This window comes from Rothia sp. 32237D007AR, from assembly GCF_053544675.1.
The window spans coordinates 108,542-121,410 of the sequence record NZ_JBPPUO010000004.1; the positions used below are offsets into that span (position 1 = coordinate 108,542).

At 57.5% G+C, this 12,869-nt stretch carries 6 protein-coding genes; 2 read left to right on the plus strand and 4 right to left on the minus strand.

The features are described 5' to 3' along the window. Positions 1-63 precede the first annotated feature (63 nt). Both ACED87_RS04265 and ACED87_RS04270 read right to left on the minus strand, forming a co-directional pair. Positions 64-3,099 (minus strand): UPF0182 family membrane protein, encoded by a 3,036-nt coding sequence (locus ACED87_RS04265; protein ID WP_449083688.1) that lies wholly within the window; start codon positions 3,097-3,099, stop codon positions 64-66. Positions 3,100-3,266: 167 nt separating this feature from the next. Continuing rightward, entirely contained in the window at positions 3,267-4,352 is a 1,086-nt protein-coding gene (locus ACED87_RS04270; protein WP_449083690.1) for a YlbL family protein, read from the minus strand. A gap of 162 nt (positions 4,353-4,514) precedes the next feature. Between ACED87_RS04270 and ACED87_RS04275 the strand changes: the two genes are divergently transcribed. Then, positions 4,515-5,903 carry a zinc-dependent metalloprotease gene (locus tag ACED87_RS04275; RefSeq protein WP_449083692.1) on the plus strand — a complete coding sequence of 463 codons (1,389 nt, stop codon included), beginning with the start codon at positions 4,515-4,517 and terminating at the stop codon, positions 5,901-5,903. A 159-nt stretch (positions 5,904-6,062) separates the two neighbouring features. Here the strand turns inward: ACED87_RS04275 and ACED87_RS04280 are convergent, their stop codons facing one another. Further along, positions 6,063-7,889 carry an ATP-dependent helicase gene (locus ACED87_RS04280; protein WP_449083694.1) on the minus strand — a complete coding sequence of 609 codons (1,827 nt, stop codon included), beginning with the start codon at positions 7,887-7,889 and terminating at the stop codon, positions 6,063-6,065. 207 nt (positions 7,890-8,096) lie between these two features. On the opposite strand from ACED87_RS04280, the gene ACED87_RS04285 reads away from it, so the two are divergent. Further along, positions 8,097-9,080, plus strand: a complete 984-nt coding sequence (locus tag ACED87_RS04285; protein WP_449083696.1) for a phosphotransferase — start codon at positions 8,097-8,099, stop codon at positions 9,078-9,080. A 90-nt stretch (positions 9,081-9,170) separates the two neighbouring features. Here the strand turns inward: ACED87_RS04285 and ACED87_RS04290 are convergent, their stop codons facing one another. Then, positions 9,171-12,860, minus strand: coding sequence for a UvrD-helicase domain-containing protein (locus ACED87_RS04290; RefSeq protein WP_449089631.1), 3,690 nt, complete (start codon positions 12,858-12,860; stop codon positions 9,171-9,173). Positions 12,861-12,869 lie beyond the last annotated feature (9 nt).

The following is a 12,869-nucleotide window of genomic DNA, read 5'->3' on the forward strand; positions in this document are numbered from 1 at the left end:
GTCTGCCCGCTCAGTGCGGGAGGCGGCGTCCTTACCATCACCAGGCCACTAAAGCCCTACCCCCTAGTTGGAAGGTGAAGGGGTGGGGCTAGCCTGGGTACTTGCGGTACCTTCAAGCCCCTCGGCCTCGATAGCGCGTTGCAAAGCCTCATTCAGGCGGGTCTGAGCCTCACCATAGGCGGCCCAGTCACCAGCCTTCATAGCGGCGTCCGCATCCTGCATAGCCTTGCGAGCCTCCTGCAAGGCACCGGTCAAGCTGGCACTATCAGTACCAGGAGCAGTACCATCGGCAGCCTGAGCGGCCTCAGCATCACTCACACCGGCATCAGCAGCAGTTTCAGCGCCAGAAGAACCGCTAAAGAGTTCATCCAGGGCCTCATCCAGGGTGGGGGCAAAGCCTACCTGCTCACCAAAGCCCACCAGCACGCGGCGCAGTGAGGGGTAAGCAGCATCGCCCGAAGACTGCACGTAGACCGGCTGCACGTAGAGAATACCGCCACCCACAGGCAGAGTCAGCAAGTTACCGTTGATAACGTCCGAAGCGCCCTGACGTAGCAGGTTCAACTCAGTTGATACAGCCGTATCTGAGTTAAAGACATTCTGCGCCTGACCGGGTCCAGGAACAACCGAAGAGCGAGGCAACTCAAGCAAGGTTAGCTTGCCATAGTCCTCAGCCTTCTGCCCGTCCTTACCAGTACCGGCATCACCATTGGCTGAAAGGAAACCGTACATGACGTTACGGGTGTTGCTATCTGCCTGCTGAGGGATAAAGCTGGTGGTCAAAGAGAAGTTAGCCTCTGATTCCCCAGGCATCTGCAAGGACATGTAATAAGGCGGCAAAGGCTGACCACTATTATTAGTCGGATCGTTAGGGATAGACCAGAGGTCATCACCAGTGTAGAGGCTGTGGGCGTTATCCACATGGTAGGCGTTCAAGATTTCACGCTGCACCTTGAAAAGATCCTGAGGGTAGCGCACATGCTCAATCAGCGAGGCGCTCATCTCACTGTAAGGGCGTACCGTATCAGGGTAGACCTTCTGCCAGGTCTTCAGAACTGGGTCCTGGTCATCCCAGGCATAAAGAGTCACTGAACCGTCATAGGCGTTGACAGTAGCCTTCACCGAGTTACGAATATAGTTGACCTGCTGGTTAGGCAGAGCCTGTGAAATACCGGTAGCAGTCTCAGAATCAGAAGTCGCATTATCAAGCTGAGCAGCCTGCGCGTAGGGGTACTGATTACTGGTGGTGTAGGCATCCACAATCCAGAGCACCTGGCCATCAATAATCGCCGGGTAAGGGTTACCATCAACAGTCAAGTAAGGGGCAACCTTCTTCACACGCTCAGAAGGGTCACGATCATACAAAATCTGCGATTCAGGGCGCACAGCATCCGAGAGCAGAATATCTGAAGACTGGAACTTAATAGCGTACGCCAAACGGTTAAAGGCATGACCAATGACCGGGCCGCCATTACCGCTAAAGGTGTACTTAGCGTCCGCACCGCTTTCATCATCAGCAGTCTGGGGGCGGTCAAGCTCTAGCGGCTCATCATCTGAGGTGCCACCAACAATAGAATATTCCGGTGAACTCTGGCCAAAGTAGATACGCGGCTCATAATCACTACTAATCGCGCCAGTTGCCTGAATACCTGACTGAATGAACTTAGGCTTACCATCAGCCTCAACCTGGTTACCATAGGCGGCGATAACACCATAGCCGTGGGTATACACTACGTGCTGGTTAACCCAGGAAGAACCGGCATTCTGGTCAGGGTTAAGCTCGCGGGCGGCGATAACAGTATCAGTCTCCGTGCCCTTGATGGAATAGCGGTCAACAGAAAGGTTCTGCCCAAACTGGTAGTAGGGGCGGAACTGCTGCAACTGAGCAAAAGCGCCAGATACTACATTAGGGTCCAGCAGGCGGATGTTAGAGATAGTCTCACTCTCACCGCGCAGGGCACCTGCGGCGGTAGAGGTAGTAGCGTCATAGTTCTGAACATCAAGCTGATCAAGACCGTAAGCGGTGCGGGTAGCGTCAATATTGCGCTGAATATAAGGGGCCTCAACAGCCTGCTCGTTAGGCACTACCTGGAAACGCTGCACAACCCAAGGGTAGATTCCCCCGGCGACCAGCGAAGCAATGACCAGCACAGCAGTACCAATCAGAGGTAAACGGAAATTACCGCGAACAGCTGCAAGCACAAAGAGCGCAGCCACCAGCAAGGAGGCTACCGCCAAGATAGCGTTAACCGGAATAATGGCATTGACATCCCGGTACATGGCACCAGCCCAAGAACCTGACTGGTCCTGGGTGGCAGTGTAGCGAGAAAGCCACAGGTTCACGGCACGCAAGAGAATAAAGAGGGCACCGAGCACAGCAAAATGACGGCGGAAATGCACGGTCGTTGTAATACCGCGCTCCCCCACCACAATGCCACCGTAGAAATAGTGCATGACCAGGGCTGCCATGGCAGAGAAAATAATGGCGGTACTCAGCAGGCCCGTGACCATATTCAGGAAGGGCAGGGTAAACATGAAGTAACTCACATCAAGACCGAACTCGGGGTCTACGCTGCCAAAGCTCTCACCCTGGAAGAAGAGCAGAACGGTCTCCCACTGGGTCATAGCCCCAGCGCCGACAAAAGCACCCAGCAAGGCTGGCACAGCAATCAGCAGCACCTTACGCATGCGCTCAATACCCTGACGGTAGCGCTCCATATTCTGGTTAAAGAGGTCCTGCACATCGCCATAGGGGTTAGGCAGAGGGTTGCCATCGGCATCACGTCGAGGGCCTGTAGCAGATCGGGGGCGGGGAGCCTGTAATTTCCCATGCTTATAGGCGTAGAAGAGGCTGGCCCAAACAGCGATACCTACAACGAGAGCTGCAACCAAAAAGACGGCACCGCGGGTCAGGTTTTGGGTAATGAAAACCTTCAGGTAGCCCAACTGGTCATACCAGAGGACGTCGGTGTACACCTGGGTTGCAAAAACGAAAGCTACGACCAAGGCGGCAATAATTGCCACGGTGGCGGTCAGCGGCCGGTTTCTACGTTGAGGAGCGCGTGATGGTGAACGGGGAGGAGTGCTTCCGGTACTCACGGGTATCCTTCAGTTGTGTTTTGTGTCTGCCGCACGAATGCGGCCTGTATAAGGGGTGCCACCGCACAGTGGGCGACACTACATATAAGACACTATTTTGCCAAAGAAAACCACGAGTTACGAGAGCAGGCTTAGTATTTCAGCTCTAGGGTAAGTTCCCCGCCGCACTAGGAGCAGGTGGGGAAGGCAGCAGGGTCCTCCCCCTGACCAATACGGGTCACAGCATCCACAGCCTCATCGAGTGTTGAGACCTTAACAACCTTAAGACCACGTGGCACCCTGCCAACCACATCATCACAGTTATCTGCCGGGGCCAAGAAAACTGTGGCACCAGCGTCCGCAGCACCCCGCATCTTCTGCTCAATGCCGCCGATACTACCGACTGTGCCGTCCGAATCAATGGTTCCGGTGCCAGCAAAATGCACGCCCCCGGTCATCTGCCCCTCAGTCAGCTCATCAATAATGCCCAAAGCAAACATCATGCCAGCAGAAGGGCCGCCAACCTCTTGCAGACCATAAGTGACAGTCATAGGGAACTCAAAAGAGCGGGCAATATACAAACCCAGCACATAACGCTGCCGCTGCTCATTATAAGAAGGAGTGAGAGTGACCTCCTGCTCCTGCCCATCACGCACCACAGTAACAGTAACCGGGTTCCCAGCGGACGCATTCACCCGCTGAGTCAATTCAGCGTAGCCCTCAAGCACCTGACCATCGAGGGCAGTCACAACGTCCCCCTCACGCAGGATCCCTTGGCTAGGGCCGCCCTCACTAGTACCCGAGACCGTCAAAATTTCGGTGTAATCAATACCCAACTGAGTCAGAGCAGCAGCCTGCGCCACCTCCTGAGAGTTGGTCATATCAGCGCTATTTTGCGCACTCACTTGCTCCCTCGTAACCGAAGGATCATAAATCAAATCACTGGGTAAGACAGCCGTAGAGTCCTCTAACCAAGTAGCAAGAGCCTCAACTGCAAAGAGAGAAGAATTAGGGCCACCAGCAACAGACACCGTGGTCATATCAAGATTGCCACCCACAGGGTAAGTCTGGGCACCCTCAATCTCAATCAGCGGCTTACTATTGAACTCACCAATGGTATTGAAGGTAGGGCCGGGCGATTCGGCCACAAAATTAACCGGAACCACCAAAGAAAACGTCGACAGGCCCAAAGCACCCAAGGCACTCACCGTCCGCAAATCAGCCTTACGCTTACCAGGCCGGACACCTGCATCTTTCCTCTGAGAAAAAACCATAGAACTAGCCTACTAGCAAAACCACCCCCTCAGGACCCTCCCCTCAGCAAATTCTCACTCGGCTCAGGGCTAAAAGAGCCCCAGGGCACACACCAGGGTAGGTAGGCTAGGGAGAAATAGTAGCGGCGGGCGCCGCAGCCCCCTATTGAAACGAGGCAGAACGTGACCAACAACCCCTACGACTCAGCTGGCCGTGACCCCCTTGAAGAATTCCTCAAAAAGCTACAAGAACAGGGCTTTGACCCCACAGCCATGAACGGGGCCGCAGGCTTCGATGCCGACGCCCTTAAAAATATGGGATTGGTCATCGACCCAGCCATGCTCTCAGGCATCTTCGCCCAAGTAAACTCCATGATGAGCGCCCAACCCAGCAACGGCCCCGTCAACTGGGACATGGCCAAGCAGCACGCCCGCCAAGTACTAGCCCTGGGCAAGGACCCCTCCGTCACCTCCACCCAAGCCGGTGCAGTACGAGATGCCGCCGCCCTCGCAGACCTCTGGCTAGACCCCGTCACCATCTTCGAACGTCCTGCCTTCACCGTTGAAGCCTGGGCAAAAGCAGAATGGGTGGAGAACTCCTTTGACACCTGGAAAGAAATCGCTAGCCCCGTTGCCGAAGAAGTCTCATCAGCTATGAACTCCTCCATCCAGCAACAAATGCCCCAAGACATGGCCGGCATGCTCGGCGGCGGCAACATCTTCGCTGGCCTAGGCGGAATGATGTTCGGCATGCAAATGGGCCAAGCTATCGGCAAACTCGCCGAAGAAGTCGTCTCCTCCACAGACATCGGAATCCCCCTGGCCCAAGGCCGCTCAGCCCTGATCCCCTCAGGCGTTGCTGCCTTCGGCCAAGGCCTAGAAATCCCTGCCCAGGAAGTCATGCTCTACCTAGCCGTGCGAGAAGCTGCCCTAGTGCGCCTGCACAAGACCAACCCCTGGCTACGCGAAGACATCATCGCCCTCATCACCCGTTTCTCCCGCGGAATCCACGTTGATATTGAGCGCATGCAAGAAGCAGCCCACACCATCGACTTCGACCCCTCAAACCCCGAAGCCATGATGGAAGCCTTCGCCGGGGACATGTTCAAACCCCAACTCACCGAAGACCAGCAACTCGCCCTAGACCGGCTCGAAACCCTCCTTGCCCTGATCGAAGGCTGGGTCAGCCTCATCACCGAACAAGCCAGCAAAAACCTGCCCACAGCCCCACAACTGGCTGAAACCATGGCCCGCCGCCGCGCCACCGGCGGACCAGCAGAACACGCCTTTGCCCAGCTCGTCGGCCTTGAACTGCGCCCCCGCAAGATGCGCGAAGCCCTAGCCTTCTGGCGCCACTACGAAGAAAACCACGGCTTTGAAGCCCGCGACCAGCTCTGGGAAGGCCCCGAAACTCTACCCACCAGCGAAGACCTGGACGACCCCACAGGCTTCACCTCCCGCCGCGCCCTGCTCAACGCCAGCGAAGACGAATTCGACGCTGCCCTCGAAAAGCTCCTAGCAGGCGGCTACGACCAGCCCACCGAAGAGACTGACAGCAAGGACAAAGAATAAGCGCTTCCCAGAAAAAGGAAGAAACCCCTAAGACCGCTCAGCCGGGATAGCCGCCCCGCTGCGGCACCAACTGCACAGTGCGAGTACGGCAGGTAGAGCGCACCACCTCAACCTCCGGGCGGGAGGCGGGAGCCGGCAAAATTTCACGGGAGCTAGCCACTAGAGACCCCGAGGAGCAATGTCATTAATAAAACGCGACCGCTTACGCCCAGCCCTCCCGCCAGGGGTACGCGACCGCGACCAGCTCAGGGTCAAATAAGAACGAGCGCGGGTGATACCCACATAGAAGAGGCGGCGTTCTTCATCTACTTCATCACTAGTTTGGGCGAAAGAAATCGGCATGAGCCCCTCATTGAGGCCGCAGAGAAAAACCGCCTCCCATTCAAGGCCCTTAGCTGCGTGCAAGGAGGCGAGAGTGACCCCATTGAGAGAGGGCGCATCCCGATGCTGGGAGCGCTGGATGAGCACAGCAACCAGCTCGTAGAGAGAGAACTCCGGCGGCAGGTCGGTAGCACCATTAGCGGACGCCTGCTCCCGCGCCTGGGCGCGTTCATCAGCAAGGCGATCAGCCAGGGAGACGAGGGTTTCTAGGGATTCCCAGCGGGCCCGCTCCTGGCCTGAGCGTTGGGGAGCCTTAGCAGACCAACCCAAGTTCTTAAGGTTATCTCGCACCAGCTGGGTGACGCTATCAGTGGGTTCAGCCCCCTTAGCTGCGCCCTGGAGCATGCTCAGGGCTGCGCGCACCTCAGGGCGGTCAAAGAACTGTTCTGCACCGCGTAGCTGATAGTTAATTCCGGCATCAGTCAGGGCTTGTTCTAGGGCAGCAGACTGGGAGTTGGTGCGGTAGAGCACAGCAATATCGGCTGCCGGTATGCCTTCTTTATCGATGAGGTCTTTGATATCTTCAGCGATACCCATCGCTTCTTGTTCATCATCTGCGTATTCAAACCATTCCGGCTTAGCCCCAGGCTCCCGCTGGGAGACCAGTTCTAGGGGCGGCGCCCAAGAATAGCGGGTGGAATCTGGCATCTGACGGCGGGCAGCTAGCAGGCGATTAGCCACATCAACTACCTGCGGGGTAGAACGGTAGTCACGCACCAGCTTCACCACGGTAGCGCCCTCAAAACGGGTGCGGAACTCAAGGAGATGACGGCTAGTTGCCCCAGCAAAAGAGTAGATGGTCTGGGAGGCATCGCCCACCACGCACAAATCATCGCGCCGCCCCAGCCAGGCCTCCAGTAGGCGCTGTTGCAGGGGCGAGACGTCCTGATATTCATCGACCACAAAGTGGCGGTACTGCTGGTGAATCTGGGCGGCAATATCGGGGTTTTCTTCAATAACTGCAACAGTCAGCAGCAAGATATCTTCAAAGTCAATGACGTTGCGCTCATCCTTAAGCTCCTCGTAGGTGCGGAGCAGGCGCACCATGTCAATGGGGCTAATATCTGCCGGTAGCTCCCGGTCAGCCAGATGAGGCATGAGAGAATCAGCCGTGAGCATAGAGACCTTAGCCCACTCAATTTCGCTGGCAAGATCACGCACAATAGCCCGGTCAGTAGCTAACCCCAGGCGGCGAGCCGACTCAATAATAAACTGGGACTTATTCTTAATAATCTCCGGCAGAGCACCACCAATAGCCTGAGGCCAAAAATAGCGTAACTGGGCCAGAGCAGCTGAGTGAAAGGTTCGAGCCACTACCCCAGCAGCCCCCAGCTGGCGCAGGCGCACCTTCATCTCTTCAGCCGCCCGGTTAGTGAAAGTAAGAGCCAGCACAGCCCGCGGGTTATAGCGGCCAATGGCAATACCGTAGGCGATACGGTGGGTGATAGCACGAGTTTTACCGGTACCAGCACCAGCCATCACACACATAGGCCCAGCAAGCTCAGTAGCAACACGGCGCTGCTCAGGGTCAAGACCCTCAAGGATAGCCTCAGCATTGGGGGCTGACAGAGTAATAGGCTGGGCCCTGAGCTTATCGTGATTCATGGTGCATCTCCCCTACCCTCGCAGTTATCACTGGCCATACGCGCTCACGCCAGCTTACTAGTCTACCGCCCACCAGCGCCCACCTGCTGGGGGTAGCGGAGCTGGGGGCTGCGTCCTGACCCTGTGCCGGACGTTCTTGGGGCCAATGAATCAATTTTTCTCCCCTTCATTTCGGGTTCAGTCCAACTTCTCTTGTACCCTTAAAATGTGACCTCAACACCTCTTCAACTTGCCGCCATCGTATCAGCGGGGGTGCCCGGGCTCTACCCGGTAGCCGCCCTGCCCTCAGCCGACGACGCCCTAGACTTCGACTCGGCCATTATCATCGACTCCACCAACAAACGCTGGAGGGTACGCGCCCCCAAGCACCCAGAAGCTAGCGTGCGCCTAGAAGCAGAGCACGTCATCCTGCAATCCTTCACTCCCGCCCTGCGCGCCCGCCTACCCTTCCTGGTGCCTACCATCGTTGGCACCGTCCCCTTAGACGGGCGGCAGGCTTTCATCTACACCCACATCCCCGGTACCCCCCACGATATCGATGACCTAGCCGCCATCTCGTGCGCCACCGGCAGCGGGCAGGCCAATATTGCCGATGACATCGCCAAAAATATTGCCTCCATCCATGTTTTTCCCACCACTATCGTGGAGGACGCTGACCTGCCGGTCTATACCGGCCAGCAGGTACGCGAGCGCCGCCTTGCAGAACTAGACCTGGCTGTAGCTACCGGCAAGGTACCGTCGGGGCTGCTGACCCGCTGGGAGCAGCAGCTCAACAATTCGGCTATGTGGGACTTCCGCCCCCGCACCATTCATGGGGATTTGAACGAAGATAACCTTGTGCTTGAGCAGAAGAAGATTGTTGAGATTACCGGCTGGTCTGAGGTGTGTGTGGGTGACCCTGCTGCTGATTTCGCCTGGCTCTATGCCTGTGAAGATCCTCTTTTTAGGGAGAGGGTTTTTGCGACCTACCGTCAAGAGATGCCTCAGGAGCCTGACCGTAATCTTGAGGCCCGGGCTAATCTCTACGCAGAGTTTGGTCTGGCCCAGTGGCTGGTGCGTGGAGTTGAGTTAGAAGATCGGGTCATGATTTCAGAGGCTGTCTCCATGCTTGACCATCTGGAGGCAGAGCTGCGGGCTGTTGGTGCCCTTGAGCCGACCTTTGATGAGGAGAAGCCCCAGCCTTTGGACTAGAACCAAGGGCTAGAACTAGGGCTAGGGGGGCTAGAGTGCTAGGGGGCTAGGGCCTCTCACTGCTCTGGTGTCCGTAGCTACTGTGGTGTTTTAGCTTTTCTGGTGCCCTAACTGGCCTGCTCCTTGCAGGGCTTTCTCTAACTCCTCGCGCGTGGAGAAGTGAGTCACCTCGATGCTCTGGCCGGTAGAAGCATAGAAGAAATGAGCTTCTATATTTTCTTCGGCTACACCGTGCAGGCGGGCAAAACCCAGCCGGTAGAGAGACAGCTGCACTGACCGCTCTTTGAGCTCCTTTTTGGTGCGCGGTGGGCGGCCGGTCTTCCAATCCACCAGCTCCCAGATAGTCGCACCGTCCCCGTCTGTACGGGTAAAGATAGCGTCAATTCGGCCACGGACCGTTACCCCCGCAAGCGGTGTTTCAAGGGGGTACTCTAGGGCCCAGGGGGTGCGATGAGCCCAGGGGCTTTCTAAGAAGTTCTCACGCAGGGCCGGGATATTCAGCTCTTCTTCGGTGCCCTCATCATCGAAGTCTTCGTCCATATCCAGCATGCCAGTGGTGCCAAAGTGCTCTTCTACCCAGCTGTGGAAGATAGTTCCCTGGCGGGCTGCAATCCCTGGTTTTTGGGGCATGGGCCGGCGCATATTGTCGATAACAGCTTGCCGGTCCTTGACCAGGTTGACCAGCAGTGAAGCTGAGATATGCCCTGGCAGTTCAAAGGTGCTGTTTTCTGCTGGGGCTGCCAGCAGGCTCAACAAGAGGTCAGTTTCTTCTTGCCAGTCCTCAATGGTGCCTTGGGTTTCGTGGGCCTGGTCGGGGGTTAGCTCAGGCAGAGCCTCATAGGCTTGGGCTAGTTCATCAGGGGCAAGCCCGCCCCGTAGTACATTATGGGCTGCACGCTCAACCACCTGGCGAGGGCTAAGCCCGGTGAGCTCTCCCTGCCTGGGAGTGTTCGGGTGAGGTGTTGGCCCTGCCGCTTCAAGTTCCTCTAGCGATGCCCAGGTCATCTGGTGGGGCCCCTCCAGGGGGTCAAAGGGCCACAGGGCGGTAGTGATAGTAGCAGATTGGGGGTTGACCGCACCGACCTGCTCGGGGTCAAGCTCACTGATTATCTGTGCAAGGTCAGCAGCAGAGTCAAGCAGCTCATCAACAAAGGTAGACATCAGCCGGGGCTTAGCGGTGGTCCCCTTCCAGGCTGAGGTGGTTAGCACCAGCAAGGAGCGGGCGCGCGTGTAGCCCACATAGGCAAGGCGGCGCTCTTCCAGGGTGCGGTGTTCTACCGCCTGTTCTGAGAGCTGGCCCATGAAGTCGCCTAGGTCTTGCAGGTGTTCGAAGTCTGACCGCCAGCCGGGGAGGTAGGCGGCGTCCCCGCGTAAGGGCCAGGGCAGGGTGTCTGCCTTCTTGCTCCAGCGTTCGTCCTTAGAATCGGGGAATTCGCCCTCTGCCATGCCCGGTATGTAGACTTGGTCCCATTCCAGGCCCTTTGAGGCGTGCACGGTCAGAATCTGCACCGCATCATGGCGGGGGGCTTCTGCCGCCATTTCAAGCCCAGCTTCTTGTTGGGCGGCAGCATCAAGCCAGGCCAGAAACCCACTAATGCCCGATGCCGATGCGCCAGTGGCGCTCAGGGCAAAGCGGACGCCGCTCTCCCCCTCTTCTAGAGGCTGACCATTAGCAGCAGCCAGCAAGAGGGCGTTCACGCGCGGGGCGGTGGACTCGTAGCTGGCAGCCACATCGTAAAAGGCATCAAGATTTCTACGGGCTGAAGAAGAGTGGGCACCAGGGCGGGCCGCTAACTCTATATCCAACAGCAAGGTCCGCTCAATTTCGCTGATAAGGGTGGTCAGATCATCGGCGGTGAACTGACGCAGGTAGGTCAGCTCCCTTGACACAGCCTGTAGACGGCGTAGACCCTCGGCAGTTATTGACCGGCCGCTGCGCGCTGAGGCCCAGCCTTCCGGGGGCAGGTTTTCAAGTGCTTCTACCAGGGAGGCCCCGTCCGTCACATCAGGGGCAGCGGCCTCTAGCAGGCGCCGGTAGTCCTCAGCGGACGCCGGTAGCTGCTGGTCTGCGTCCTTAAGCTCTTGGGCGCTGGTGGCGCCACGTTCAGCAGCATCTGCCAGGGCATGGGCTTCATCAAGGATTTCTTGTTCGGCACGAAGGGCAGCGGCCTGGGCTGTGATACCGAACCTAATTTCAAGTTCGCGTTGGCGTTTGAGGGTTTCTGCCCATTCGCCAAAGGCCAGCAGGTCAGAGAGGCCCAGTCTCCAGCGGGCACCGGAGAGTATGCGCATGAGGGCATCGGAGCGGCCAGGGTCACTGAGCACCCGGAGCACCGCAACCAGATCCACAATTTCTGGGGTATCAAGTAGGCCACCGAGCCCTACCACCTGGTAGGGAACACCTAGCTCATCGAAGGCTTCTTGGAGCGGTTCCATCATGGCCCGTTTCTTACACAGCACAGCCATAGTGGGCATCTCGTGTAAGGGCCGGCCCGTAAAGGCCGAGCGCTGCTGGGCAATTATTTGCCCTAGCGAACGGGCCTCGTGCAGGTCTGTTAGATACTCCCCGACCAGCACACGCCCCTTGTCTGCCTGGGGGCGGGCCACCAGCGGCGGGACATCAATAGAATGGGTGCGCTGCACCCAGTCAGGGGTGGTGGACAGGGGCTCTGCTACCCGGTTAGCAGCAGCCAAAATAGCGGTGTCGTTCCTCCAGGCCACGGTCAGGTAGCTGGCGGTGCGGTCCTCTGCCGGGAAGTAATCATAGAAACTAAAAAGCTGACCGTCTGAAGCCCCACGGAAACCATAGATAGACTGCTTAGGGTCACCCACCGCCATAACAGGGTGGGCTGGGGCCTCAGCTCTTGCCCCGAAGAGGTCAGAGAAAAGCTGCATCTGGGCATGAGAGGTATCTTGGAACTCATCTAGCAGCACCACCTTGAAGCGTTCTCGCTCAGTATGGGCAGCCTGCGGCACTGACCGGGCAATCTGAGCCGCCTTGGCAATCAAATCACCGTAGTCCATCACCTGCATCTGCTCTTTAATAGCTGAATAGCGTTTGACCAGTTCAGCATAAAAAATCCGCAACTGTAGGCCCTGAACTAGGGCCCGCTGCTCAGTGGTCGCCCCCTTAACCGTGGGCTTCCCCAGATGCTCCACCTGCTGTAAGGTCTTGGCGCACCAGGTCATGACCTCATCAGGGCTCACCAGATGTTCGGCACATTCAGAAGAAAGTTTGATGATGGACTCCACCATCGTTGACTTGGCAACGTCCTTTTCAGGTAGCTTACCCTCATAATGCTCCACAATCTGGGCCACCAGCTGCCAGGTCTGGGCACCGCCTAGCATCTGGGCGTCATCTTCTACACCAATACGCAAACCGTACTGCTGTACCAGGGTATTAGCGTAAGAGTGGTAGGTAGAGATAGTAGGGTCGCTGGTGACCTCCTCAGCCCCCTGGCCGGGGGTTTCTTTCACCAGCCCCTGGCGGCGTAGCTCTTCGAGGCGGGAGCGCATGCGCTCGCGTAACTCCCCGGCAGCCTTGCGGGTGAAGGTCACACCGAGCACCTGGTCAGCCCGTACCAGCCCGTTAGCAACTAGCCAGACCACCCTATCGACCATGGTAGCTGTCTTACCGGACCCGGCTCCTGCCACAACCAGGCGGGGTAGCAGAGGGGAGCTAATAATAGCGGATTGTTCTGGGGTGGGTAGGGGGCGGCCCAGAGCCCGTGCAATATCTTCAGGGCTCAGCAGGGCATCTTGTGGCGTATTCTCAGTCATGGTTCTCCC